We start from the raw sequence: 25,774 nt of genomic DNA on the forward strand, positions 1-25,774 counted from the left end.
TTCAACCCTCGAATCATGGCAGAATTTGTCGGCATCGACCTCGGCACCACTCTGTCCGGTCTGGCTTATCTAAAGCCGGATGGACATCCTGAAATCGTCCCCAATGCGGATGGAGAACGACTGACACCGTCAGTCGTCTACTTCGACGCGCATGAAGACGTGAAGTTAGTGGGCAGTGCCGCGCGCGATGGCGGCGATCCCGACCGCACGATCTACCAGATCAAGCGGCACATGGACGATCCTGAACACTTCGTGGAGATTGACGGCAAGAAGTGGACGCCGGCTGAGATTTCCGCGCTCATCCTGAGCAAGCTCAAGCGGGAATGCTCGCGCATCGTGGGTGACATCAAGGAAGCCGTGATCACCGTGCCTGCGAACTTCAATGAGCTGGCGCGCAAGAGCACCATCGCCGCCAGTGAGATGGCCGGCATGAAGGTGCGTCGCCTGGTGAATGAACCCACGGCTGCGGCGGTGTATTATGCCCACGGCCAGGGCGTGCGCGGAAAAGTGCTCGTGTTTGACATGGGCGGTGGCACGCTGGACGTGACCATCCTTGAGGTGGACGGCGAGAGCTTCCGCATCATGACGAGTGAAGGCGCCCGCCACCTTGGGGGTTCAAATATCGATGAGCAACTTCTGGATCTCTACGCGGATCAGTATCGCGAGCAGACCAATTCAGAGCTCTTCTCGGATGAACGCCAGCGCCGCCGTGTGCTGCACGCTGCCGAGGATGCGAAGAAGATGCTGAGCAAGCTGCAGCGCGTGAATGACACCATCGGCAACGATGTGAATGGCATTGCACGCATCGACTTCACCCGGGATCAGTTTGAGAAGCTCGTGGCGAAGCTGCTCACGCGCGCCATCATGCTGGTGGAGCAGGCGCTGGCTGGCGTGAATCTCACGCCCAAGGATATTGATCACGTGGTGCTCGTGGGTGGTTCCACCCGCATTCCGAAAGTGAAAGTCGCGCTGGAGCGATTCTTCGGCAAGGCGCCCAAGTCTTGCGGCAACGTGGATGAAGCTGTGGCCCTCGGTGCAGCGCTCTTTGCGAGGAAGTCCGCGCGTGTGCGTGAAGTTTGCAATGCCAGCTATGGCACGCTTGCCTACGTCGTGAATCAGACGACGGGCGAGGAAGGGGTGCGTAACTCCATCGTCATTCCGAAGAATACGCCGATTCCCTGCTCCCACACGCAGGTCTACATCACCTCTGATCCGAATGAGCGCTTCATCGAGGTGGATATCACGCAGGGTGAAGATGATGATCCCCGCTTCGTGGACGTCATCGGCAAGATCACCCTGGAAGTGCCGGCGAACCGCCCTGCCGGATGCGAGGTGGCCGTGACCTACAGCTACGATGAAAACCAGCGCGTGCGCGCCCTCGTGGTGGACAAGGAGAGCGGACGTTCCCAGGAAATCGCCGTGACCTACAAGGGCGCCGGCATCCTCACGGATGAGGAACTGGAAAACCGCGGTACCATGCTCCGCAAACTGCGCATTGAGTAGCGAGACCTTTCTGAAACCCCCGTCGTCATCGCCATCATGTTCGAGAAGCTCAAGACCATCTTCAAAACCAAGGATGCTCCCGCAGGCAAGCCGCCACAGTCACGTGGCAGCAGCAACGGAGACAGCGTCCTTTCGAAAGTGACCAGCGTGGGCCGTGAGAAAGAGGCCCGTGGTCCCGTGCCTCTGGCTCCAACAGAAGGCGCAGCGAAACCAGCTCCCGCCGCAGCCGCTACGCCTGCCCCTGCACCCGCAGCGGCCCCAGCGCCGGCGCAGCGCCAGCCGATTCAACCCAAAGCGCCTGCCCAACCACAGGGTCCGAGCCCGGAAGAGATCTGCGGTGTCACCGCGAAGATGAGCAAGGACGAAGTCCGCACACGCCTCGCCTTCCTCTACAAGCGCTACAACCGCGCCACCAGCAGCCTCAACGCCAAGCTCCGTGCCGAGGCGAATGAAATGCTGGATGCCGTGGTCGCCGTGCGGGAGAAGGTGTTCGGGCCGATTTGACGTCCTTCTGCGGGGAAAGTGCGGAACTTTATTGATTAGACCATGAATGCGATCTGGGTGGAAATCCGTGAGCACGTGGAGCAATCGGATGTTCCGCAAACTCACAGAGACCTGCTTGATGCGCGTCGCCATGGGCAAAGTTGTCATCCATGACTGGGATGACGTGAAGGAGAAGCTCGGAAAACGCGTCACGCAATCTGCCAAAGCGGAATCGGCTGACGGCTGACATTTCGGCAATGCTGGGCGCGTACGGAACGCATGCCACGTTTTCTGCTCTTCGCGCTCCTGAGCGCTGTCGCAAGCCTCTCTTTTGGCCAGGCGCCACAAGAGAAGCTCGCGGGATATGTTCTCCCGCTAGATCCCTTCTGGCCCGACCGTGATTCTCCCAAGCTCACCACGCCGGAGTGGATTGGCGAAGCAGGCGTGGACGCTGCGATCACGATCTCCATCGATGACATGCGGGACACGGCGAAGTACGAGGCCTTCATCCGCCCCATTTTGGAGAAGCTGAAGGAGGTCAGTGGAGGACGTGCGCCTTTTAGCATCTTCACGTGTGAGGTGCCGCCGGATGATCCGCAGCTTCAGGCGTGGCTGAAGGAAGGGGTGAGCATGGAGGTGCACACGCTGAAGCATCCCTGCCCGCTGCTGCAGAAGGGTGACTTTGCGGCAGCGAAGGCGACGGTGGATGGCTGCATTGACCTGCTCAGTCAGATTCCCGGGGGCAAGCCGGTGTGTTATCGCATGCCGTGCTGCGACTCCATGAACAGCCCGAGTCCGCGGTTCTACGCAGAGATCTTCCACAAGATGACGCCTGCGGGGAATGCGCTGTCCCTGGACTCCTCCGTGGCATGCATCCTGACCAGCAAGGACAAGTCCATGCCACGTGAGTTGACGATGGATGCGCAGGGTCGTGAGCGCTTCTGGAAGTATTACAATCCCCAGCCCGCGAATGCGGTGAAGTCCATGCAGAACTTCGGGACCTATATCGAGGACTACCCCTACCCGTATGTGATTGGCGAGCGCTGCTGGGAACTGCCCATCGCCATGCCGAGTGACTGGCTGGCGCAGAATTTCCAGGGGAAGAACAACGACGCGACCGTGGGCGATTGGAAGGCCGCGCTCGATATCATTGTGCTCAAGAAGGGCACGATGAACCTGTGCATTCATCCGCACGGCTGGATCCAGGCGTCGCAGATGGTGGAGTTCATCCAGTACGCGCACGAGAAGTATGGGAAGAAAGTCCGCTTCCTCAGCCTGAAGGAGGCGGCGCACAAGCTCGCGAAGCTGGACATCAACAAGCATCGGCCTCAGCCGCCCAAAATTCCGGAGGCTCCGCTTCCGGACGGGGTGAAGCTCATGGATGCCCAGGGACGCGACAACGGAGTGCGCTTCGTGGACCTCAACGGAGATGGTCACGACGACATCGTCTTCTCCAATGCCGAGCGCTATGGCGTGTACATCTACAATCCCACGGAGAAGAAGAACGTGGACTGGCGCGTGGGGTGGACGTTCACCATGCGCGAAGGCAAGGCGGGCGATGCCAACTCCATCCCGCAGATCGTGCGTGCGGATGGCACGAACAACGGCGTGTGGTTCAAGCACGGGTCCATGTGGGTGCAGAACGAAGACACAGACAAGCTGCCGGGAGTCGTGCGGCGCATCACGTACGAGCAACTCCTCAAACAACCAGGGCCACCGACGCGCAGTCCGGAGGAATCACTGAGTTCGCTTCGGGTGAAGAAGGGTTTCGTGGCGGAGTTGGTGGCGAAGGAGCCGATGGTACAGGATCCCATCTTCATCGATTGGGACGAGCGGGGCCGCATGTGGGTGGTGGAGATGGCGGACTATCCGCTGGGCATGGATGGCCAGGGCAAGCCGGGTGGCCGTATCAAGATCCTGGAGGACACGAATCGTGATGGTGTGTATGACAAGGTCTCGCTGTTCCTTGATGAACTGCAGCATCCCACGGGACTGGCCCCGTGGAAGAATGGCATCTTTGCCCTCGCAGGTGGTGAAATCTTCTTTGCTGCGGACACGAATGGGGATGGCAAAGCGGATGTGCGCGAGACGTGGTACATCGGCTTCAACAAGGGAAACTCGCAGCACCTGGCGAATGGACTCTGCTGGGGACTGGACGGTTGGTTCTACGGAGCGAATGGAGACAGCGGTGGCAAGATTCAATCCGTGAAAGGTGGCGGAGTGTTTGATTTGAGCGGCCGCGACTTCCGGTTCAATCCCGTCACGCGCGAATTCCAGCTTCAGCCGGGCAAAACTCAATGTGGCCGCTGGCGCGATGACTACGGCAACTGGTTCGGCTCCAACAACAGCTCCATGGGCTGGCACTATTTCATGGATGAGGGTTACCTCGCGCGGAATCCGAAGCTGGCGGTGCCGACCTTGCGTCGTGTGATGAACACACGGGAGGACAATAAGCGCGTATTCCCCGTGGCCGCGCAGATGCGCCGCTACAACTGGCCGGATGCGGTGAACACGCTGACCTCGGCGTGCAATGCCATGCCGTATCGCGACACCGTGTTCGGTGAAGTCTATCGTGGCTCCATCTTCGTCTGCGAGCCGGCGAACAATCTCGTGCATCGCGAAGTGCTGGAGCCGGAGGGTATCAGCTTCACCGGCCATCGTGCGGATGATGAGAAAGACGCGGAATTCCTCGCCAGTGAGGATCCGTGGTTCCGTCCTACGATGGCGCGCACCGGTCCGGATGGCTGCCTCTACGTGGTGGACATGTATCGTCTGGTGCTGGAGCACCCGGAATGGATTCCCAAGGAGATGCAGGCGCACATGGATCTGCGCGCAGGTGAGGACAAGGGGAGGATCTACCGCATCCGTCCAGAGAGCTTGGAGAAGGAAAGGGTCTCTTTTCCGTGGAGAGGGGAGGACGGGCTGGAGTGGGACCCAAGCAGCAATGTCACCCTGATCTACCATCTGGGTGGCAGCAGTGGCTGGAAGGCGGACACGGCGCAGCGATTGCTGATCGAGCGCGGCGCCAGCGAAGCTGCTCCCATCGCTTCCGGCATGGTGGAGGGCTCTGCGGAAGACCCCCCTCCCTTTCCAGACGTGGTGAACGTGCGCGCGCTCTGGACGCTTCATACCTTGAAGGAGCTCAAGCCCGAGGATCTGGAGTTTGCGCTGAAGTCCTCCCAGCCGCTCACGCGTGCGCACGCGGTGAAGCTGAGCGAGGGACATCTCGGTGAGGAGGCGGTGCTGGCACAAGTCATCAAGCTCGCCGAGGATGCGGATATTCGCGTGCGTGTGCAGGTGGCGCTCACGCTGGGCGAATCTTCCAATGCCCGTGTTCCGGCAGTGCTGCGGGCACTCGCCAAGCGTGACGAAGGGAACAAGGACATGCTCACGGCCCTCCTGACCGCCGTGCCCAAGCATGAAAAGGCACTCGAAGCGGATATCAAAACCTGGCAGGCAGCACTCAAGGCGGATGTGAAACGAGCGGCCGCACCGGCGCCCATCATCCTCACCAATGCCAACCCGGATCGTGAGAAGGTGGTGAAACACTATGCCGGTGCCGCGCAACTCACTGGCAACCCGACCACCGGGCATGCGCTGTACACGAATGTCTGTTCAGGATGCCACCGCTTGAAGAATGAAGGCACCGAGATTGGACCGGATCTGGGCGCAGTGGCGGCAAAGCCGATGGAGCAACTCATCGAGGCCATCATGGATCCGAACCGAGCTGTGGAGGCACGCTTCACCACGCAGACCATCACCACGAAGCAGGGGCGCGAGGTTATCGGTCTCGTGACGGAGGAAACGCCCAATAGCATCACCGTGCGCACGGCTGGAGGTCTGGAGACGATCCTGCGTGCGGATATCACCCGGCAGAACGGCAACACCAAGTCCCTGATGCCCGATGGTCTCGAAATGTTGCTGACTCCGCAACATGTGGCTGACATCCTGTCCTACATCCGGCAAAAGTAGCGGGCCCGTTCATTGTGCATCGCGTAACCTTCTTCCCATGAATCGTTCTCTCTTCTCCTGCATGCTTGGCCTCTGCGCCTTGCTTCTGAGTCCGGCAGCGCACAGCCAGGAGAAGAGTGTGGATGCCTGGTTTGAGGAGGGCGTGAAGGCATTCTTTGATGCGAAGCCCAAGGAATCCGTCGCCGCGTTCGACAAGGTGATTTCCCTCCAGCCCGCAGCCGCTCCGCAGCTCTGGCAGCGTGGGCTTTCGCTGTACTACACCGAGGACTACAAGGAGGGGCGCAAGCAGTTTGAACTGCACCAGACGGTGAACAGCAATGACGTGGAAAATGCGGCGTGGCATTTCATCTGCGTGGCAAAGGCCGACGGAGTAGAGGCGGCGAGGAAGGTGCTGATTCCCATTTCCGGAGATGCTCGTGTGCCGATGAAGGAGGTGCACGATCTCTTCGCAGGGAAGGGGAGCGAGGAAGCGGTGCTCAAGGCGGCGTCTGCCGAAACTGCCAGTGAAGAGGCGCGGAGGAATCACCTGTGCTATGCGCACCTGTACCTCGGGCTGTACTACGAAGCTCTTGGGGAGAAGGAGAAGGCGAAGGCGCACATGGTGAAGTCAGCGACGGAGTACAAGATGGACCACTACATGGGCAAGGTGTCGCAGGTGCATGTGAAGCTGCGGAGATGGTGATGGGTGATATTCACCTGAGGTGCGCTAATTTCTTGGACCACGGGATAAGAGACAAGCCGTATGAGTACCGTGACCCGAAAAAAGCGTTACAGCAGTGATTTTAAAACCCATGCCGTGGAGTTGGTCCGCATGGGCAAGAGTGTGTCCGAGGTGGCTGAAGAACTCGGCATTGGCACTGGCATCCTTTACCGTTGGACCCGGTCCCAAAGGCAGCCGGTGCAGCTCGTAGGCGCAGACCTCCGAGCCGGAGGCGAGGAGGGCGAAGCCAACGAGCTGCACCGGCTGCGGCGTGAAATCGCCAACCTGCGTCTGGAGAACGACATTTTAAAAAAGGCCGCTGTCATCCTGGGCACGCCACAACCGTCCAAACCCGCGAAATGATCCTGCAACTCCAGCGCCAGACCGGTGGGAGTGTACGCAAGATCTGCGACGTCCTGGAGCTGCCCCGCAGCAGCTTTTACCATGTGGCGAAGTCTGCCTCCAGCCATGAGCAAGACGCTCGTCTGGGTGAACTCATCGAGGAGATCTTCAAACGCAACCGGCACCGCTATGGCTACCGCAGGATCCATGAGGAACTGCGCGACCATGGCATCGTGTGTGCACCCTCCAAGCTGCGCCGCATCCTCAAAACACGGGGCCTCAAGGCCATCCAACCCAAGAACTACCTGCCCAAAACCAGCGATGGCCGGGCAGACCGTCCCTCTGCCAATCTGTTGGCCCAGCAGCCTGTGCCGCAGAAGCCCGGCGAGGCCTGGGTCGCAGACATCACCTTCATTCCCACTACGGCAAACTGGCTCTATCTGGCCGTGGTCATGGATTTGGGCTCGCGTCGCATTGTGGGCTGGAGTCTGGCGTCACACATGCGTGCAGAACTCGTCGTCCACGCCTTGGAACAAGCCCTGCAAACCCATCCCAAAGCCAGCGGCATTGTCTTCCACAGCGACCGGGGCAGCCAGTATGGCAGCACGGCCTTCCGTTCCGTGCTCACGCGTGCCGGCCTGCGCCAGAGCATGTCGGGGCGAGCCAACCCCTATGACAATGCGTGGACAGAGTCCTTCATGGGTACCCTCAAGCGCGAGATGCTTCAAGGAGGCCGCTTTGAAGACCTCACCGATGCACGACTGGAACTCTTTGAGTACATCGAGGGCTACTACAACAACCAGCGCAAGCACTCCGCCATCGGTTACCTCACCCCCAATCAGTTTGAGACCCAATCCAGAAACCTAAACTAAGACACTCGCTGGTCCAAAAATGCGTTGCACCTCAACCTGCTTGGGATTCAACGCAGAGACACAGAGACACAGAGACGCAGAGGAACTTCGGAGACTGAAACTGAAGTACGTAACCCGATAGTGTGAGGGCTATGACTGCGATCAGGAGGTTGGGCTTCCGGCCTGACGACGGCCGGAAAACTCGCGTGATATGATTGAGCCACCCTCGGCCCTCAACCTCCGAAGTTCCTCTGCGTTGAACTCACTGCACGTGAACACATCCAAACATCTGTGTGCAGCCAATCTCGAGCGCTCGCGTAGTAAAAACAAAAAAGCCCTCCGGTTTGCACCGGAGGGCTTGGTAACTTTGAACTCTTACGAGTTCAGAGAATGATGTTCCAATCGAAGAATTAGAACGAGACGGAGAGGCTCACGCCACCGTACACGCGGCTTTCTTCACCATTGTCATCGAGGTCTGCCACGGGCAGGTTGCCAGCGATGTAGGGGGTGAGGGTAGCGGTGCTGGTAAGCTTGATCGGAGCGGCAAGACCCACTTTGACGTGGTTGAAGCTGCTCACGCCGTAGTAGTCATCGCCCAGGGACACGAGGACTCCGGGAACGAGGCTGATGCGGTCGGTGATCGCGAAGGTGTGGGAAGCGCCGACTTCGAAGTAGAAGCCTTCGGTGGTCCAGTCGTAGTAAGCACCGCCGCTAAGGTCCACAGGACCGACGGCTGCGGTTGCCACGATGCCAAGCTCATTCACGTCTTCCACGCCGGATTCAGCGTCACCGAAGTAGAAGTAGTGGGTGTACTTGAGGCCCACGTTCACTGCGCCGAGGTCAGCCATGACCGCGCCGTAGAGGTCGAGTTCCTGGAAGGATCCGGGAGGATTGCCGAACACGCCGGAGTCATCCACGGAGGAGCCGTACCAGGCGCCAGCGTTGATGGAGATCACGTCGGTCACCGGGACGGTGGCGTCGAGGGAGCCGGAGACCAGGTTCTCAGCGAACAGCACGCCACGGAACACGTAGTGCGAGTCGTAGGCGAGGGAGGCCGTGATACCGAGAGGTTCTTCAGCGGGGGGAGCCTGAACCGGCACGGGAGCCTTGCCAGGGGAGCCGGCGAAAGCCGACGCGGCCAGCAGCGAGAGTGCCGGGGTAAGCAGGGAGCGGAGTTTCATGCAGTGTGTTTTGGTTTGGTTGGTGTTAGTCGGTTGAGACACATCCAACTGCCGACTTGTGGACGAATCCTTAGGCGCGGCAAAAGGTGTATTTCGAGCGCCGAAACTAGCGAGCTTTTTCAGGGAGGGAAGCTTTTTTCGCACGATTGGGCACGAAAAATGCCCAAATATTGAACATTTTGTCGTCTTCGGGTGTCGTCGACACGCCGTGGGAACAAATTCACCTCAAAAACGGGGCAATTATCGCCCTTCAAAAAGCGGAAATGCGGGGGCGTAAAGGCGCCACCGCATCATGGCACGGTCTGGCTTCTGGGTGTAGCGGGCGTCGCGCCTCGGAGGGCGCCAATTCTTCCACGTGGTTCCCGTTCACGCCATGTCGGAGGACAGGACGGAATTGGCCTTCCGCTTGGCGAGCAAATGCGCCTGCGCGGTCACGCGCTCGGCCGTCTCATCGAAGCGGTAGCCGTGGCAGCTCGGGCAGTGGAAAGTACGCACGGTGACGATGGAGCCGCAGCCCTCGCACACCTTATAATCGGACGGTTGTTCGAGGATCTTGGCCGCTTGCTTCAACCGTTCTTTGGAATCGCTCATGCTTGGTGGGGGATGTCTAACTGAATACGCATGGTGTCAAGCGTGGGACTCACTGGCAGCACGTAGGAAAAAGAGAAGGCGCGGTGGTATACCGCGCCTTTGCCCGCAGGGATGTGTGAGTGGGGGTTAGGCCTTGGCAGCCTTGCCCAGTTTCTGAGCGATACGGCTCTTGAGACGGGATGCGGTGTTCTTGTGCAGCGTGCTCGTCTTGGCGGCCTTGTCGGCGGCGGAAGCGAAGTTGTTGTAGGCTTCCTGAGCGGCCTTCGAGTCACCGCTCGCGATCGCGGCGATGACCTTCTTCCGGAGGGTGCGAACACGGCTCTTGGTGGCCTTGTTGCGCGCGGTGCGTGCCTTGATTCGGCGGACGTCTTTCTCGGAAGAGCGGATGTTCGGCATAAAGCGGGTGTGAAATGCGGGGCGGGGTGTTTAAGGCACGGCCGGCCCTTTGTCAAACGGATGAGGAAAGTAATTTGAGAGGAATCATTTGTACCCGGAAATCATGGCCACCAGGGCCTTCTTCTGGGTTCCTCCGGCATGTCGCACGGTCACCATGTACACGCCTGTGCGTTTGGGGGTTACGTGCAGGGTCACCCCCCAACCGCCGGGAGTCTTTTCCACTTTGGATTCGATGGGTTTACCCTCGGAGTCGAGCACTTGGGAGGAAATTTGAACACCACTCTTGGGAGAGACGGCCACGGCCACGCGATATTCGTTGCCCTTGAAGAGCTGGATGCGGACGGCCTTGCCCATTTCAGGGGAAAGCTCCCGCTCCCAAATGTCCGCACGAAAGTCGAAGCCCTGGGCCTCCTGGGCCTTGGCCAGTTCGACGAGTGCTTCCTCCACCTGCGAGGCTTCATCTGCGCGGAGGGAGGCGGGGGCGAGAGGGAGCAAGGCAGAGGCGAGAAGTACGCCCAAAAAACGGCGCAACGATAGGCAAGAATTTGCCTTCGGAGAGAGGCGTGAGGAAGGGGGAATATCGTTCACACTCATGGATACGCTGACGGATTCCAGTTGGCCAGTCCGCCACTATAACGATCGCGTCTCAGTTTGCACCCGATAGTTCAAACGAAAACTTGCTGACGGCAAAAACCCGTCTTTCATCGCACGCAACATGGCGCGCATAGTATTTACGCTGGAGGACGGCACGGAGATTGAAGCGGAGCTCGACTCCGATGTCATCACGATTGGCAGACATGCAGATAGCATTGTCGTACTGCCCAGTGGGTCGGTGTCCAGCCATCATGCCACCGTGAAGCGCCGCGGAGACAGCTTCTATGTGCAGGATCTCGGCACGACCAATGGCACGAAGCTCAATGGTGTGGAAGTCGAAGAGGCCAAACTTGAGGATGGTGACCAGCTTGCCTTTGGCGACGTGCCGGCGGTGGTACACCTGACAGATCCTGCGCGGAGCATTCCTTCGGCTGTGCCTATTCCGAGTTTCTCCGGCCTCCCTGCAGGAGCTCCTGCTCTGCCTGGCAAGGGGGCGCTTCCGCCTCCCGTGGCTGCCGGCGGTGGGGGCAGGACACCCCAGCAAGTGGCGGCGATGGCGCGCACTTCCGGCGTGCGTGGACGCTCTCCGGCCCACTCCCGTCCAGTGCAATACAAGGAGTCCACGGGTTGCGCCGGGTTCCTGACCTTCCTGTTTTTCCTCGTGCTGGCGTTCCTCATTGGTCTGCACGTGAGGCACGGCGTGGTCACCGGTGGATTTTTGCTGAAGGACGTGTTGATAAAGGTGCGGGAGAAGACTGAAAAGGGTGTCGAGAAGGATGCGGAACCGGAAAAGCCCGCTGAGAGCGCTGCTCCGGCAAATGGTGCTCCCGCTCCTGCGGCTCCTGCCACTCCTCCTGCGACGCCCGCACCTGGTGCCGCCAATGCACCTGCACCGGCGGCTCCCGCGCCTGCGATGGGTGGCGGTGGTGCGATGATGGATGCGACCAACTAGTGGTTCGGCGGCCGACTCGCGCGCGATTCCGATTTCAAGACAACCAACTCTCAAGCAGTGGGGACATTCGTGTCCCCACTTTTTTTGTCTGCGATGCGCTACGAGAGAAGGGTGTAGACCCCGGGTGCGGTGACCTCATGAATGGGGCGCAAGAGTGCTCATACGCATTAACCCAAATGAGAGCGTGCTGAAGACTCCGTTGGGCGAGCACGCCTGTCACAGTGGGCTATGAGGCACAGTCGAAGCAGTTTTGCGGACTACGCCCTTCAAGGCAAACGTCCTTCCACCAAAGAGGCGGTAGGGATGCGCTCCTGCGCGTCCGACTTCAGGCGGGCGGAGGTGGTGTGGAACTGGGCGTGAAACGGCCTCGCCACGTGGCATCCCCCTCCGCCTCCGCCCACTATCTACGGACGCGCAGGAGCGCATCCCTACCGTCCCTTTGGTGTGGAGGGACGCTCAAGTGCAACGCGAATAGTGGCTCGGGGGCTCGAGGACGTATTCGTTTCGACGACGAACTCGCAGGCTATTGTCCCTCCGGCACAAATGCCCCACTCTTTGATGGAGGACGCACCTTCGGTCACGCAGGGCTGGCCGCAGGCATGAGGGTGGGAGTGGTCGGAGATTCCTCTTCAAGATTATCCGTGTCGAGTTCCGGCTGGTGGTGTGCGGCAATGAGTGAGTAGAACACGGGCACGACGAAAAGGGTGAAGACGGTGCCCACGATCATGCCGGTGACGAGCACGATGCCGATGCTGTTGCGCGCTTCCGCGCCGGGACCGGCGACGAGCACGAGTGGGAAGTGGCCGAACACAGTCGCGGCGGAGGTCATGAGCACCGGACGCAAACGTGTGAGGGAGGCTTCGCGCAGCGCAGCCATCTTCTCAAGACCGCGTGCCTGGAGTTCATTGGCGAACTGCACAATGAGGATGCCGTTCTTCGCAAGCAGACCCACCAGGGTGATGAGGCCCACTTGCGAGTAGATGTTGATCGTGGTGAAGTCGAGGAAGGTGAACATCAGCGCACCGGAGATGGCGAGCGGCACGGAACCGAGCAAGACGATGAGCGGATCGCGGAAGCTGCGGAACTGCGCGGCGAGCACGAGGTAGATGAGCACCACGGCAAAGCCCAGTGTCACCGTGAGCGCGGAGCCTTCCTTGCGAATCTGGCGGGATTCACCGGCGTAGTCGAGGGTGATGCCTGGACCACCGGCTTTGCGTGCGGCATCTTCCAGCACGCGCAGGCCTTCCTCCTTGGTCACGCCGGGCTGCACACCACCGAAGATGCGCACGGCGTTGCGTTGCTGGAAGCGATTGAGCGTGCGAGGCGCGGTGTGTGCTTCAATGCTGGTGAAGGTGGACACCGGTACGAGTTCGCCTTCCGGTGTCTTCACCTTGAGATCGAGCAGTGGGCCCACGGCAGCGCGATCATCATCGCCAATCTGTGGGATGACCTTGTAGCTGCGGTCGAAGTAGTTGAAGCGATTGACATACGCGCCGCCGAGCAGCGTGCCGAGTTCCTGGCCCACACCGGCGAGGTCGAGTCCGAGGTCCGCGAGACGTTCGCGATCAATCATGACGCGCGCTTCGGGACGGTCGATTTTCAGGTCGGTGTCCACATAGAGGAACTTGCCGCTCTGGAATCCGGCGCCGATGATCTCGCCCGCGGTCTGCAGCATGTTCTCGAGTGGCTCGTTCGTTTGCAGCACCAGTTCTACATCGTACTGGCCCGGAGTCGGCAGCGGAGGATCGAGACGTGGGAAGATGCGCAGTCCGGGCACGGTGGACACGGCGCCGTACACCTCTCCGTACATTTCCGCCGTGGTACGTCCGCGACCTTTCCAATCTTTTGCCACCATGCCGCCGAAGCCGCCCCAGCCAGCGGTGAGTGACCACATGTATTCTGCTTCGGGGAAGGCGGTCACGGCATCCACGAGCTTGAGAGACTCGCGATTGGCAGCCTCGATGGTGGAGTCTGGAGGCGTATCCAGGAACAGGCTGATGTGGCTCTGGTCTTCCACCGGGGCGAGTTCCTTGGCGGAGAACATGTAGAACGGCCATGCGGCGAACATCACGACGATGGCTACGAGCACGATCACCGTGCGCATCTGCAGGGCCACATCCAGCATGCCTGCGTAGACATGCTTCACGCGTTCAAAGGTGCGGTTCACCAGGCGCGTGAGCCAGCCTTCCTTGCCACGTGCATGCACGAAGTGCGCGCTCATGACCGGAGACAGTGTGAGGGCGACGAAACCGGATACCACGACTGCCGCGGCGAGAGTGATGGCAAACTCCAGGAAGAGCGAACCAGTGAGCCCCCCCTGAAAACCAATTGGCGCATACACTGCGGCGAGCGTGATGGTCATCGCGATGATGGGGCCGAACAATTCTCGTGCGCCGATGATGGCGGCCTGCATGCGGGTCTTCCCCTCATGCACGTGGCGTTCCACGTTTTCGACGACCACAATCGCGTCATCCACGACAAGACCCACGGAAAGCACAATCGCCAGGATGGTGAGCAGGTTCAGGCTGAATCCGCACGCGTACATGATCGCGACGGCGCCGATGAGCGAGATGGGCATCGCAATGAGCGGCACCATCGCAGTGCGAATCGAGCCCATGAAGAGGAACACCGCGAGCCCCACGATGAGCACGGTCTCCACGAGGGTCTTGCTGATTTCCTTCAGCGCATCACGCATGAACATGGTGCCGTCCCACACCAGGCTCATCTCAATGTCCTTCGGCAGATTGGGACGGATGCGCTCCATCTCGGCTTCGAGATTCTTTGCCACATCGATTTCGTTGGAGCCGATTAGCGGCCACACGCCGAGGTACACGCCCTCGACCTTGTCGTGCTTCGCAATCATGTCCGGCTCCTCCGCGCCGAGCTCCACGCGGGCCACATCGCTGAGACGGACGATGGCGCCATCACGATCCGTCACGATGAGATTGGCGAACTCCTCCGTGGAGCGCAGGTCCGTGTTCGCGAGAAGATTGATCTCCACCATGTTGCCCTTCGTGCGGCCCACGGCGGCGAGGAAGTTGTTGCGACGCAGTGCGGCCTGCACATCGCCGGGAGAGAGATTGAGTGCGGCGAGGCGGTCCGGATCAATCCACACGCGCATCGCGATCTGGCGTCCACCTTCAATGGTCACGCGCTGCACGCCGGGGAGCGTGGCGAGCTGGGGCTGCAGCGTGCGCAGGAGCCAGTCTGTCACCGCAGGCACGCTGCGTTCCTTGGAACTGAAGCTCAGGTAGAAGGTGGCGTACGGTCGGTCTGCACGCTGCACCTCCACGGCGGGCGGCTCTGCCTCTGTAGGAAGTTCTGCGCGGACTTGCTGCAATCGTGCTGTGACCTCCGCGAGACCGGCGGTGATGTCATGATTGAGCTTCAACCGTACCGTCACCGTGCTGATGCCTGCACGGCTGGTGGATTCCACATGGTCCACGCCACCGATTTGCGAGACCACACGCTCAATCGGAGTCGTGAGGAAGCCGCGCACCGTCTCCGCACTTGCGCCGTAATATAGCGTGGTGATGATGATCGAGGAGCTCTCGATCTTCGGATACTGCTGCACCGGCAGCGAGCTGATCGAGCGCCAGCCAACGAGGACGATCACCAGGTTGACGACGATCGCGAGCACAGGGTGCTTGATGAAGATGTCGGTAAATGAGCGCATGAGATTCCGGCCCTCGGTTGAGTGGAGGATGAAATGAGGTTGGGGGGGAACTGGAGCTGGCCGGCTTGCTTAGTTGGCCTGACCTGCGTCCTTGGGAGCTTCATTGGCAGCCGCGACGAGCACAGCTTCGCGCAGCTTGAAGGAGCCAGAGGCAGCCACGCGATCGCCCGGCTTGAGACCGGACTCAATCAGCACTTCATCGCCATTCACCGCGCTGCTTTGCACGAGGCGAAGGTGAGCCCGGCTGGTGCCATTGGCTTCGGATGAAATTACAAAGACGTGGTCACCCTCCGGTCCGCGGCGCAAAGCGCTGATGGGAATGGCCACGGCCGTGCGAGCCGGACCGACCGGCACGCGTACACGCACGGAAGCACCGGGTGCAGGAGCGAGATCGGCGTCTTCAATCTTCGCACGTATATCGGTATTGCGCGTCTTGGGATCGACTCGCGCATCGAGGGCGACGATCTTCGCCATGATGGGCTTCTCGTCGCTGATGGTGATGATTTCGACGGGATGTCCTTCTTTCAGCGTGCTGGCGACCGCTTGAGTCACCGTGAAGTCCACATGCACGGCGCCATCGACGCCCTGCAGCGTGGAGAGCTCGGTGCCCTCTTCGAGGTACTGCCCCGGATGCAGGTCGGCCATGCCCACGCGGGCACGGAAGGGCGCGCGGATGATCTTGCGTGCGATGACCGCTTTGGTGCGTGCCACCTGGGCGAGGGCGACGTCGCGTTCGGCCAGCGCGCGATCGAGTTCCATTTCTGGAGCCGCCTTGTTTTCTGAGAGCTGCTTCATGCGCTTCAACGTGGCTTCGGCGAGGGAAGCCTGTGCCTCCTGCGCTTTCAGTTCCGCCTGCTCCACGGAAATGTCCTGGGCCACAAGCACGGTTCCAGCTTCCACGATTTGGCCGGGCACGAGTGAGGCTTTTTCCACGGTGCCGGCGAGTTCATTGCGCAGGGTGATGGAACGCAGTGCCAGCACGGTCCCGATGGACGTGGTGGTCCGGCGGTGTTCCCGCTGTTCGGCGACCGCGACGATCACGGATTCCATGGGCTCGGGCTGGCTGGCAGCAGCGGCGGCAGCCTGCTCAAGGGAGCTGCGTTTCCACGCGGCAAGGGCGTAGCCACCAGAGGCCACGGTTCCAATCAACACAACGGATGCGATCCAACGTGCAGCACTCATGATTTTGGCTTGGGGGGTTATTTGAGAGCGCCGTCGGCGTTCTTTGCCTGCTCAGCGACGGCGTTGTTCAGCATGGTTTCCAGGGAGGCGCGGAGGCGATCCATGACGGACTGATCCACGGGACGAAGTCGAAGCACCCAGTGCAGCCAGAGGCCATCGATGGCCGTGACCACGGTCTCGCTCACATTGGGGGGGAGGTTGTCCTCCGCCACGAGGCGGTAGAGTTCCGTGTAGGCGTCGCGCATCGGCTGGATGAGCGCCGGGTCGTGGGCGAGTGCGGCGAAGACGGCGGCGTAGCTGCGCCGGAGCTGCTCGGTCCAGGTTTGTGCATCGGTGAGGCAGCACTTCAGAATGGCACGCGCCATGCGACCGGGGCCCTCGGGGACGCTTTGGTAGGATTCGGTGAAATGCTTGCGCCAGCCATCGGCGGTGCGCTTCACCATGGCCTCGATGAGGTGATCCTTGCTGGAGAAATGGTGGAGCAGTCCACCCTTGCTCACGCCTGCCTCGGCCGCCACCGCGTCAAACGTCAGGCGGGAAACCCCTTGTCTGGCGGCCACGGTTTCCGCTGCATCGAGCAGCACGTCCTTGAGGGGATGAGGAGGGCGAATCATGCAGTCTGCTTGATGCATACCGTCCAGACGGTCGGAAATCAAGCCGTCTGGACGGTTTTTTTCGTAGGTGAGGGTAAGCAGCAGCATCTCACCGGTAGTGACGAATACGCGTGGGCGGATGAGACAGGAGGCGGGGGGATTCGTAGTTTTTTGTTGGCAAGCGAGGTTGTCGAGAGATGAGGAGATTTCTCGTCCGCTCACGGCCAGGGTCACTTCACCAGCACATGACAGTTCAGTCTGAGGTGTAAAACGACTGGGAGGGTAGTAAAAGCAGAGCGATGGGGAAGACGGTGTCGAAAGTCGTCTGATAAAGAATTCCCAAGGAATTGAGACCGCCAAGAATCGCCTCTGCTGGCTTCCACAAAAAGGGCCGGGCCCTGTTCCACTATTCTATCTCCCTGGAGCCAGTCGTTCTTCAAATGGCAAGGGTGAGAGCAGGTTCTCTAAGGCGCCCTGCTGAGATAAGCCAACCAACCAAAAATGAAAGATGGTTTTGCGATGACATGTAAAATGAAGGACCTGGCGCGCGGGAAAATCGAAAGGAACACAACCTCGCGTTTTTTTAAAATAGATTATTGCTGTTCCAATGGTGGATGGTGTAAAAAATGCGTCGCCGGAGGCAGGTGCCATTTTCCCTGAACCGCCAACTTTGCAGCCGACTACGATGCCAGAGCAACGAGCCACTTCTCCAACTGTCACCTTGCTCAGACCCAATATCATAGGTCTCAGGCAACTCTTTCTCGATTGTACGGAGTCGAAAAATGCGAGGCATCCCAAGCACACGATTCTGGAGTTTCCATTGCCTGGGAGCGAGCCCAGCCAGACCGCAACGCCGGGAAGCCACCCGGAGTATTGTGCGGCGGGTGACAAGTGGGGATTTCCGGCGGAGAGTTCTATCGTGATCAGTGGCCCGCCAGGAGCTGGAAAGACCACCTTTGCCCTATCGCTTGTGAGGTCACTCCTTCCGGCAAAGAAGCAGAAAATTGAGGAGTTGCCCAATCCAGGGCCGCCACCTGACACGGGAACGGGTGAAGTTCCCAAACGAACGAAAGCGAATCATCTGCTCTATTTCATAAGCACAGAAGTAAACCAGCCGCGATTGAAGCGCATGTACGGAGGGCGTGGCTGGTTCGACAAGGATGATTGCATCTTCTCAAGCAACCCATCCCCTTCAAAGCTCACTTCCGGTCTCCATGTCATCTCTGCGCCGCTTGAGATGGAGAGACCCGTAAAATCCACCGATGAAGTCATCAACTACATTGCAGGCCAGCTTTCTCTGCAGCCTCTCCCCAATGAAGACCAACTGGTATTCATTGTGGTTGATAGCCTGACTGCGCTACTGAAAGACTGCAAGAGCCCTGGGGAGGAGAGGCGTCTCACCTACGAACTCATCCAGCGACTTCGGTCTATTTTCAATCAGCAGAATCTTGGGCTCATGATTCTCCTGGCAGAGCAGCCGGAGCCGGAGAGCGCCCTTGCCCCACTTTCTTCAGGAGTGGAGAATTTCGTGGCGGACTTTGTCTTCCGCCTCGGAGCTCCCAGCCTCCCTCTAGGCATGAAACTCCGAACCTTGGAGGTTACCAAGTCCCAAGGCGCCAATATCATGATCGGGGTGCACTCTTGGGCGATCGTCACCGATGATAATTTCGAACCCACCATTGTGGGGAAAGCTCTTCGACGTTCCTTGGTGAAATCAATTCTCGAGACAGAGTTTGATAGTGATTTCACGCCAGAGAAGCTTAAGGGCGCTTCCCTTCCAGAGGGGCTTGATCGGCTTCAGTTCGGGACAGTCATGATCTTTCCCCGCCCGCACCTACGTCATCTCAATGAAAGCGGAGATAAGTCCCCTTCAGCTCTTCGCGAGTTGGTGAACAGCGGCATCGCCGGTCTCGACGAGATGCTGAAATATAGGCCTGACTATTGGTTCTTGGAGCATGACTTCACCAATCTTGACCCAACAAGATATCGCGAACCAAGCGAGGAGGGGAACTCAGCCCTACAGGAAGGTTCTACCACACTTATCGTAGGCGACGCGGGGACTGGGAAAACAAGCTTGTGTCTGGAATACCTATTTGCTCGATGGACCGGCAAGGAGCGGGGGCAATCAAAGTGTGCTTCACTAATGGTAAGCTTCGAAGCAGATCCTTCTTCCGCGATCGAGGAGATGACCCGCGATGCAGTGGGGAGAAAGGCCGCTGAACAGGGAGTCGATATCGTCGATTGTATCTATCGGCCGCGGGCTGGTCTGCATTTCTATCTTCTCCTTCTGGAGATTCAGCAATGGATCGAAGACAACGCAGACAGACCCAAGCGGATCGCAATCGATGGATTATCAAACTTGGTCAAATCTCATGAAAAGCATGAGTTTGCATTAATTTTTGATTCATTGTTGAATTTCATTACTGCGGAATCCAAGCGTTCGCTGGAACAGGGTAGCTCTTCCACGTCGAATCTGGTAACATTGCTTGTTACCTACGAGACGCCCTTCAATGCGAGCATGCTCGATTCGGAAGCCTTTGGCATTCACGCTGACAACGTGGTGGTGGTGGCTCAACGCGCCGTGCAGGACGAAAAACGCAACGCTGTGATGGTCATCAAGTCCGCACAAACGCGGTTTGACCGTCTTGTGCGCGAGCTCGTTTTCAAGCAGAGGTCCGATAGTCCGCAAAAATTGATCTCAATCCAGTCGGGATTTGATGCCTACACTGGACTGCTTCTGAACCGTCTGTCCAGAGCAGAAGTGGTCATGCAACTGTTCCATGAGAATGGACGTGAGAAAATTTTTCACGAATTGTTGCAAAAACGGCTGTCCAAGCTGCTGCCCTATAAATTTACGCTTTCGTGGTTTTCGAGGAATGAAATCGAGAAAACTCTGGAGCATGATTCTTCGTTCCCACGAAACCTCCGGGGAGAAGTCCACATCATCAGTGTCGATGAATGGTGGATCTCCCACCGGGTGCAAAAGCTGCAAAAAGACATCGAAGGCAGCGTAAAGAATGCAGGCGTGGATCTAGGAGAGGAAAAGGCAAGCGTTGCCAGAGCGGCGCACTTTGCATCGATGCCAATAGCGCCACTCCTCTCGATTAGCTCACCATCGCTGTGTGTGGAGCCCGAGGAAAGAATACAGGCCCAAGGTATTCGGCCATCGGATTTTTGGTGTTTTGAACTTGAGAAAAGCCGCCTGCTGTTGCCGTCTTCTAAGGCAGTCTCCAGCAAAGAGATGCATGGCTACCGACTTTATGCGGTTCCGACCTATTTGGACTTTGGCATGTTCTGTGTTCACCAGAGTGCCTTGAAAGAATTGAATATCCCAGGAGCCCCCCCGGAATCCAGTGCGCGACTTACTGAATTCTGGCAGTCTAGAGATCTTCACAAGAAACTTGCACTTGATGACAACATAAAACTGCCTTGGGATCCACCAATCAAAGAAGCTCGAGAAATTGGAGCCAATCTGGCCACCTACTTTGCTTTGCCTTGGTGCGTTGCGATCGAGCCCGAGGTCCTTGAATGTTCGAATGGCAACGATTCTGCTCGCGACTCGTCAACCAAGCTTCCGCCTCAGTCCATTCTGGGTGTGTTCCGCATGGTAAAGGAGAAGCTAGACGAGAAAGCCTCAGACAGTCCAGACCGGCAGCCACTCATCTCGCATGTGTTCTCCTGGGACAGTCGATCAACAGAGACGACATCCTGCTTTTTCTTCGAGCTTGCTTGGGCATTTGGTGGTGATGAGAAATTGCTGGACGGTGGCGATGGTAAGTTCGATGCCAAGCCCCTGAATGAGCAGGCCATGGTCAAGGCGCTGATATTCCTGATGTACTTGGTGCAAAAGGGCTACATGTCGCGTCGCCCGTCTCTCAGTGACACGGCAAGCTCGGCCTTCAGTCGCCATTTCTATTCTACAGTTGTGGATGTCAATACAAGGTTGAGCCAGCGAGGCAGGGAAGCTGAACAATATCTGATTCCGCTTCCATTCATGCCATCAGGACCCTTAACACATGACGCATCCCAAGCCGCGATGCGAGACGCTGTCAGCAGATTGAACAGGCTTTGCGAGAGAATGGAGCAGATGTGTTGCCGCAGCGCAAAGTCGAGGGAGAAGTTGGTGGAAATCGAAGGTGATGTAAAGAACCTTGCCCCTTCCGAAGACATCGCGGCATTTTGTGAGGCCCATCGCCAAGTGTGTGAAAAGTTTGCGAAACTGGCGGATGACAATCCCAGGGCGCATCCTGCGAGACATTTGTATGGCGTAGATCATCGAGACATCCAGGAATTGCTATCCTGGCAACAATGCACACGGGAATTTCTCGAGGGGAGGCATCCCTTTGTGGCGCGAAATTCACCAGAGAAAAAAGGACCCCGGTTTACCGGGCATCCCTGTACCGGTGCGTGGATGTATGCGGTGGATGCGAATACCTCCAGTCCTCGCCTGGCGCAGACGATCATTGATGAGATGTCCACGCTCGACATGGCAAAGCTTCGCGCGCAACTCGGCGCAGGCATTCCTGCCAGAAAAGACTTTTATGAGTTCCACGGCCATCGAGCAGTGACTGGCATGCCTTATCTGAGCTGGCAAGAATTGCTCAAATACTCCGGGTGTCGCGCACGAAGACGTGATCGCGTCCATCAACACGATGGACATGACCCAAGTCAGCTATATCATCGTATTCACACCGCGGTCCTTCACGTAATGGATTGCGCGGCGTCCATGGGGGAATGGCAACAAGACGATGCCAGAACAAGGGCCGCGGCCGCTGTGCAGAATATCATCTTATTAAAGGAAGAAAACCAAGGGGAAGGCACCTGCAAGCTCTGACACAGTGCGGAACTGCAATAAGAGAGGCTGAACCCATTCTGGAAACCCATGATCTCCATATTGATGCCCCGCTATCAAGGTCTCTTCGTCCTCGAGGGGAAAGAGAAGCGCCTTCACCTGCAGCAGTTCGACATCGGCCTTGGACTCGCCGAGAAAGTGCTGTCAAGCGAACTGAAGGTCCAACCCAAAGCTGCGAGTGTCGCAAAACGTGAAGGGGGAGCAGCTCGCGCTGTCATCACGCTGGGGAATTTCAATCGGATTACGAAGCCCTTGAAAGACGACAAAGGCAAGTCCCTGCAGGTCGTCCGCTTTCGCGGTTATCAGAATTCGATTCTCGAACCTGTGGAACACGAAATGGAACAATTTGGAGACACTCAGGAATCTCCGAGTGTTCTGATTGTCCACGAGATTGACAAGAATCTCGCGAGTAGTCCAGGTTGGAAAGAACTTGGAGGTGCGAACTTTGATGCCGTGATTCTCGAGGGTAGCAATATTGAGTTGCTCATAGAAACTGCAAAGCTCGTCAAAGAAAGAGCCTGTGCGTGCGCACCTGTCAGTGTCGGTGTCATCAGTGGCCGCGCCCTCGCACGAAGTGACGGAAGCGAGGGGGGCAAGTCATGGCCAATCCGCGGTGATAGTTCGTACGAAGCCAGTGTCGCCAGTATTTGCGCATTTGCAAATGTGCTGGATCCAACCCTGAGAGAGGCAGGGGAATGGCTGGACTTTCTCATTATCAGACTGACAAATGCGGCCACATTGCGCATAGAGTTCGCAGCCAAAACCGGCGGAGGAGATACTTCCCCGCCCACGATGACGCTCTTCCACCATCAGGAACGGCCTGCAGCTTTTAATTTTTATGGCAGGGGAATAATGCAGGGATACAATTCCATCCTTGCCTGGAGCCTGGCGCTGGCATTGCAACAGTGTGGAAAAATAGATGGAGGAGGGGTAAGGCGCTGTCTCAATGAGGAGGCGACTTTGAAAGCGGCCACAATCGCTACATTCAATTGGTTCGCGGATGGGATTTTCTCTTCTGAAAAATCTGATTTAAACTGCACTTTAAAAATCGAAGACGAGGTGATCCGCAGTCTGGTCAAACTCATTGCTCCGGCACCTGCGGGCGGCAACAAGCTAGGGCTCTGTATTGCCACCGAAGTGGATTGGGCTCTGGCCTCTTCTCCCAACGATTATTGGCGTATCGCGATTCCAAGAAACTGCAAGCCGTCGAGGGAGGTGTGTCTCGAGCTCGCGTTGAGACATCTTGGGTTTAACCCAAGCCCAACAAAGTCCTCGGGCAACACCGATTCTGAAATGCCCGCGGAATTTAGATCACCCATCATCAGTTTGGGCAAACAGCTTAAGTTGGTGGACCGCTTGGAGCTTGAGGACTACCTGTTTCTCCAGCGGCTTTTATCCTCTTACATGGAGGACCAGAAACAAACCAAGCCGATTTCCATTGGTGTTTTTGGTCCTCCTGGGTCCGGTAAGTCCATGGGTGTAAAAAATTTGGTGGCATCCATACAAGATGATGGTGAGGGCGTGAGCCATCCGCCGATTGAAGTGAATCTCTCCCAATTGCAGTCTCTTTCGGAGGTGGCCTCCTATTTCCACCAGATACGTGACGTGTGCCTGCAATCCCGCGTGCCGCTTGTTTTCTTCGATGAGTTTGATTCCACATTCGAAAGACGAGCGTTTGGCTGGCTGAGATACTTCCTTGCCCCGATGCAGGACGGTACGTTCTCTGACGAGGGCCGGATCTATCATATTGGCAGGGCGATTTTCGTATTCGCAGGCGGCGTGAATCAAAGTTTCGATGAGATGAACGGTCGTGTTCGCAACGCCGACTTCTGTGAGGCCAAGGGGCCTGACTTTATCAGCAGGCTGAGGGGAGTCTTGAATATCCGGGGTATCAATCCCATGGAATCTGTTCCGGATGATTTCATGTATATCTTGCGACGCGCTGTGATGCTAAAGCATCAGATCGGGGCTCAGATTGGCGACAACGAAAAAAAACCGCTCATTTCCAAGGAACTGGCCAATGCCCTGCTTTCGCTCAAACGATTTAAGCATGGTGCACGATCACTAGAAGCGGTTCTCCGCATGTGCAATCCGCGGAAAGAGACGGAGCTTTCCGTGAGTGACCTGCCAAGCACCGAACAGCTCAATCTGCACATTGACGCGAGGGAGCTGCAACACTTTGTGCGGGATGAACAAGGTCGCAGGAAAGCGCAGGGGTAGGAAATCAACGCCTCGTAGTCGCACGCAGTCATGCATACGTCGCCCATCCCCTGAAGGTGAAGGCAGCGTAGAAGAGGCTGACGTTGGTGAAGCCGGCTTCGCGGAGGAGGGCTTCGTCGTGCTCGGGGGAGAGGACGGGGAGTTTTTCGCTGATGGCGGTGCGGGCGGATTCTGCGTGGGGCGCTCGACGCCGGAGGAGATGGCGAAGGCGGCGTAGCGGGAGAGCCAGAGGTCGCGTTGGTCCTTGCCTTCGGAAATGCTATGATGAGCAACGACGAAGGGTGCGCCGGGCTTCAGTCGGCGGCGAATTTCCTGGAGGGTGTGGAGACGTTCCCTTTCGGGGACGAAGTGGAGCGTCAGCAGGCAGGAGGCGGCATCGAAGGGGCCATCGGGTGCGGCATGGATGTAGCCTTCGTGAAGGTGTACGCGAGTGCTGAGGGTGGGGCCAAGGGTGGCGGTCGCGAGCTTCAGCATTTCCGCAGAAGGGTCGATGCCATCGAAGGTCCAGTGCGGGTGGGCTTCGGCGAAGACCTTGAGTTCAAGACCGCCACCGGCGCCGAGGACCAGCACGCGGGCATCGTCGGGAGCGTGCTCGGCAAGGAGCAGCGAGGTCATGCGCTGGAGATCCGCAAAGCCCGGGACGAGACGGGGTGGGTTTTCAGCGTAGCGTGAGACGGCTTGGGGATCGTCGAAGTGGTTCATGTGTTCGTGGTACGATTACGAGTCATACCGGGAAGAGCTGAAAACGGACTTGGTGAGAAGATGGTGAGGTGTCATTCACTCACAGGGTGAAGCGTCGGGTCTTTCAAAGGAGCGTGGACACTCTTGTCCGCCATCCCTGACGCACCATTCTCTTTCATTCGGCAGGTGAGGCCACGCTCTACTAGCTGCTCCAAAGGCGTCAGCAGTAGCTTCCGCATGCTGGAGGTCGTTACGCAACAGAACGGCGGACAAGAGTGTCCACGCTCCTTTGCTCCGCCCTTCGCTCCCTGCACAAAGACCCTTTTGCACCTGAGGATAGTATTGCTGCCATGGCACACGCACCTCTACGCATGACAGCTTGCGATGGGCTCACTCTCGATCCTGAAGCCCCTTGCCTTTGAGAATAAGCGGTGCGCATTTCTCGATGCGGGACTCGCGGGTCTTGGATTGTTTGGCGGCGGCGAAGTGGAGGAGGTAGCCGCGCTGTCTTCCGGGGGTGAGTGCTTCGAAGGCGGCTTTTAGTTTGGAGTTTTTCGCCAGCGCCTTCGTCAGTTCGTCGGGCACGGGGAACTCGGAGGTCTCCTTGTATTGCACTTCCAGACCGGCCTCATGGGCGTCCATGGCTTCACGGATGTAGGACTTGATCGTGGGCGCGAGTTTGGTGATTTCGCGGGCGCTGGTGAAGCGCATCTGACGTGCGGCCTGGGTGTTCTCCCCAGGTTTGATGAGGAGTCCCTTGGTGTCCTTCAGAAGAGCGCCTCTGCAGAACATGAGGGCGCAGTATTCTTTGAAGCCCTGAATGATGAGGACGTTGCTGTCTTGAAACGTGTAGCAAGGTTTGCCCCACTTGAGTTCTTCGGTCAGCGGAAGGGTGAGGATGATCTCCCGCATCGCCTCAAATTCCTCCCGCCACGTTTTGGCTTTCTTCAAGAAGGCATCGACCTTGGGATTCATGCGTGCGGTGTGGTGCGTCGGTGGGAGGGA

Annotated in this window: 18 protein-coding genes and 1 pseudogene; 10 read left to right on the forward strand and 9 right to left on the reverse strand. The window is 58.2% G+C overall.

Annotated elements, in window-relative coordinates; all coding sequences use genetic code 11:
• Positions 1-15 precede the first annotated feature (15 nt).
• From G5S37_RS01930 to G5S37_RS01960, 7 genes are all read left to right on the forward strand, one after another.
• The gene (locus G5S37_RS01930) at positions 16-1,503 is read left to right on the forward strand and encodes an Hsp70 family protein (RefSeq protein WP_165200222.1); all 1,488 of its coding nucleotides are present in this window, start codon (positions 16-18) and stop codon (positions 1,501-1,503) included.
• Between the two features lie 36 nt (positions 1,504-1,539).
• Entirely contained in the window at positions 1,540-2,007 is a 468-nt protein-coding gene (locus G5S37_RS01935) for a hypothetical protein (RefSeq protein ID WP_165200224.1), read from the forward strand.
• Positions 2,008-2,095: 88 nt separating this feature from the next.
• Positions 2,096-2,233: a hypothetical protein gene (locus G5S37_RS01940; protein WP_165200226.1), complete on the forward strand. Its 138-nt coding sequence runs from the start codon at positions 2,096-2,098 to the stop codon at positions 2,231-2,233.
• Between the two features lie 32 nt (positions 2,234-2,265).
• Positions 2,266-5,958, forward strand: a complete 3,693-nt coding sequence (locus G5S37_RS01945; RefSeq protein WP_165200228.1) for a PVC-type heme-binding CxxCH protein — start codon at positions 2,266-2,268, stop codon at positions 5,956-5,958.
• A 37-nt stretch (positions 5,959-5,995) separates the two neighbouring features.
• Positions 5,996-6,640 carry a hypothetical protein gene (locus G5S37_RS01950; RefSeq protein WP_165200230.1) on the forward strand — a complete coding sequence of 215 codons (645 nt, stop codon included), beginning with the start codon at positions 5,996-5,998 and terminating at the stop codon, positions 6,638-6,640.
• 60 nt (positions 6,641-6,700) lie between these two features.
• Positions 6,701-7,021 carry a transposase gene (locus G5S37_RS01955; RefSeq protein WP_165200233.1) on the forward strand — a complete coding sequence of 107 codons (321 nt, stop codon included), beginning with the start codon at positions 6,701-6,703 and terminating at the stop codon, positions 7,019-7,021.
• Positions 7,018-7,872 carry an IS3 family transposase gene (locus tag G5S37_RS01960; RefSeq protein WP_165200235.1) on the forward strand — a complete coding sequence of 285 codons (855 nt, stop codon included), beginning with the start codon at positions 7,018-7,020 and terminating at the stop codon, positions 7,870-7,872. The genes G5S37_RS01955 and G5S37_RS01960 overlap by 4 nt, the downstream gene beginning before the upstream one ends.
• A 389-nt stretch (positions 7,873-8,261) precedes the next feature.
• On the opposite strand, the gene G5S37_RS01965 is transcribed toward G5S37_RS01960, so the two are convergent.
• The 4 genes from G5S37_RS01965 to G5S37_RS01980 form a co-directional block, all read right to left on the reverse strand.
• Entirely contained in the window at positions 8,262-9,032 is a 771-nt protein-coding gene (locus tag G5S37_RS01965) for a TorF family putative porin (protein ID WP_165200237.1), read from the reverse strand.
• 366 nt (positions 9,033-9,398) lie between these two features.
• Positions 9,399-9,623, reverse strand: a complete 225-nt coding sequence (locus G5S37_RS01970; RefSeq protein WP_165200239.1) for a hypothetical protein — start codon at positions 9,621-9,623, stop codon at positions 9,399-9,401.
• A 126-nt stretch (positions 9,624-9,749) separates the two neighbouring features.
• Positions 9,750-10,019: a 30S ribosomal protein S20 gene (gene rpsT, locus G5S37_RS01975; protein ID WP_165200241.1), complete on the reverse strand. Its 270-nt coding sequence runs from the start codon at positions 10,017-10,019 to the stop codon at positions 9,750-9,752.
• Positions 10,020-10,103: 84 nt separating this feature from the next.
• The gene (locus G5S37_RS01980) at positions 10,104-10,514 is read right to left on the reverse strand and encodes a hypothetical protein (RefSeq protein WP_165200243.1); all 411 of its coding nucleotides are present in this window, start codon (positions 10,512-10,514) and stop codon (positions 10,104-10,106) included.
• 220 nt (positions 10,515-10,734) lie between these two features.
• Between G5S37_RS01980 and G5S37_RS01985 the strand changes: the two genes are divergently transcribed.
• Positions 10,735-11,565: an FHA domain-containing protein gene (locus G5S37_RS01985; protein WP_165200245.1), complete on the forward strand. Its 831-nt coding sequence runs from the start codon at positions 10,735-10,737 to the stop codon at positions 11,563-11,565.
• A 577-nt stretch (positions 11,566-12,142) separates the two neighbouring features.
• Here the strand turns inward: G5S37_RS01985 and G5S37_RS01990 are convergent.
• The 3 genes from G5S37_RS01990 to G5S37_RS02000 all read right to left on the reverse strand — a co-directional run bounded on the left by G5S37_RS01990 (position 12,143) and on the right by G5S37_RS02000 (position 17,037).
• A complete protein-coding gene (locus G5S37_RS01990) occupies positions 12,143-15,241 on the reverse strand; it encodes an efflux RND transporter permease subunit (RefSeq protein WP_165200247.1) in 3,099 nt (1,032 codons plus the stop codon).
• Between the two features lie 69 nt (positions 15,242-15,310).
• Positions 15,311-16,423, reverse strand: a complete 1,113-nt coding sequence (locus G5S37_RS01995) for an efflux RND transporter periplasmic adaptor subunit (RefSeq protein WP_165200249.1) — start codon at positions 16,421-16,423, stop codon at positions 15,311-15,313.
• 17 nt (positions 16,424-16,440) lie between these two features.
• Positions 16,441-17,037 carry a TetR/AcrR family transcriptional regulator gene (locus tag G5S37_RS02000; protein WP_165200251.1) on the reverse strand — a complete coding sequence of 199 codons (597 nt, stop codon included), beginning with the start codon at positions 17,035-17,037 and terminating at the stop codon, positions 16,441-16,443.
• Between the two features lie 586 nt (positions 17,038-17,623).
• On the opposite strand from G5S37_RS02000, the gene G5S37_RS02005 reads away from it, so the two are divergent.
• A complete protein-coding gene (locus G5S37_RS02005; RefSeq protein ID WP_206026273.1) occupies positions 17,624-21,850 on the forward strand; it encodes an ATPase domain-containing protein in 4,227 nt (1,408 codons plus the stop codon).
• A gap of 48 nt (positions 21,851-21,898) precedes the next feature.
• Positions 21,899-24,088 (forward strand): AAA family ATPase, encoded by a 2,190-nt coding sequence (locus G5S37_RS02010; protein WP_165200255.1) that lies wholly within the window; start codon positions 21,899-21,901, stop codon positions 24,086-24,088.
• Between the two features lie 28 nt (positions 24,089-24,116).
• Here the strand turns inward: G5S37_RS02010 and G5S37_RS32825 are convergent.
• Together G5S37_RS32825 and G5S37_RS02020 are read right to left on the reverse strand one after the other, a co-directional pair.
• Positions 24,117-24,790, reverse strand: a pseudogene (locus G5S37_RS32825) (class I SAM-dependent methyltransferase).
• A 369-nt stretch (positions 24,791-25,159) separates the two neighbouring features.
• Positions 25,160-25,744: a DUF1801 domain-containing protein gene (locus G5S37_RS02020; RefSeq protein WP_165200257.1), complete on the reverse strand. Its 585-nt coding sequence runs from the start codon at positions 25,742-25,744 to the stop codon at positions 25,160-25,162.
• Positions 25,745-25,774: the final 30 nt, after the last annotated feature.

Origin of the sequence: Roseimicrobium sp. ORNL1 (genome assembly GCF_011044495.1) — a bacterium.
Lineage (GTDB): Bacteria > Verrucomicrobiota > Verrucomicrobiia > Verrucomicrobiales > Verrucomicrobiaceae > Roseimicrobium.

Coding starts and splice junctions, on each gene's coding strand:
- G5S37_RS01985 (WP_165200245.1), top strand. CDS start 10,735: ATGGCGCGCATAGTATTTACGCTGGAGGACGGCACGGAGATTGAAGCG.
- G5S37_RS01965 (WP_165200237.1), bottom strand. CDS start 9,032: ATGAAACTCCGCTCCCTGCTTACCCCGGCACTCTCGCTGCTGGCCGCG.
- G5S37_RS02020 (WP_165200257.1), bottom strand. CDS start 25,744: ATGAATCCCAAGGTCGATGCCTTCTTGAAGAAAGCCAAAACGTGGCGG.
- G5S37_RS01930 (WP_165200222.1), top strand. CDS start 16: ATGGCAGAATTTGTCGGCATCGACCTCGGCACCACTCTGTCCGGTCTG.
- G5S37_RS02005 (WP_206026273.1), top strand. CDS start 17,624: ATGGTGGATGGTGTAAAAAATGCGTCGCCGGAGGCAGGTGCCATTTTC.
- G5S37_RS02010 (WP_165200255.1), top strand. CDS start 21,899: ATGATCTCCATATTGATGCCCCGCTATCAAGGTCTCTTCGTCCTCGAG.
- G5S37_RS01960 (WP_165200235.1), top strand. CDS start 7,018: ATGATCCTGCAACTCCAGCGCCAGACCGGTGGGAGTGTACGCAAGATC.
- G5S37_RS01940 (WP_165200226.1), top strand. CDS start 2,096: ATGTTCCGCAAACTCACAGAGACCTGCTTGATGCGCGTCGCCATGGGC.
- rpsT (WP_165200241.1), bottom strand. CDS start 10,019: ATGCCGAACATCCGCTCTTCCGAGAAAGACGTCCGCCGAATCAAGGCA.
- G5S37_RS01950 (WP_165200230.1), top strand. CDS start 5,996: ATGAATCGTTCTCTCTTCTCCTGCATGCTTGGCCTCTGCGCCTTGCTT.
- G5S37_RS01945 (WP_165200228.1), top strand. CDS start 2,266: ATGCCACGTTTTCTGCTCTTCGCGCTCCTGAGCGCTGTCGCAAGCCTC.
- G5S37_RS01955 (WP_165200233.1), top strand. CDS start 6,701: ATGAGTACCGTGACCCGAAAAAAGCGTTACAGCAGTGATTTTAAAACC.
- G5S37_RS01935 (WP_165200224.1), top strand. CDS start 1,540: ATGTTCGAGAAGCTCAAGACCATCTTCAAAACCAAGGATGCTCCCGCA.
- G5S37_RS01990 (WP_165200247.1), bottom strand. CDS start 15,241: ATGCGCTCATTTACCGACATCTTCATCAAGCACCCTGTGCTCGCGATC.
- G5S37_RS01970 (WP_165200239.1), bottom strand. CDS start 9,623: ATGAGCGATTCCAAAGAACGGTTGAAGCAAGCGGCCAAGATCCTCGAA.
- G5S37_RS01995 (WP_165200249.1), bottom strand. CDS start 16,423: ATGAGTGCTGCACGTTGGATCGCATCCGTTGTGTTGATTGGAACCGTG.
- G5S37_RS02000 (WP_165200251.1), bottom strand. CDS start 17,037: ATGATTCGCCCTCCTCATCCCCTCAAGGACGTGCTGCTCGATGCAGCG.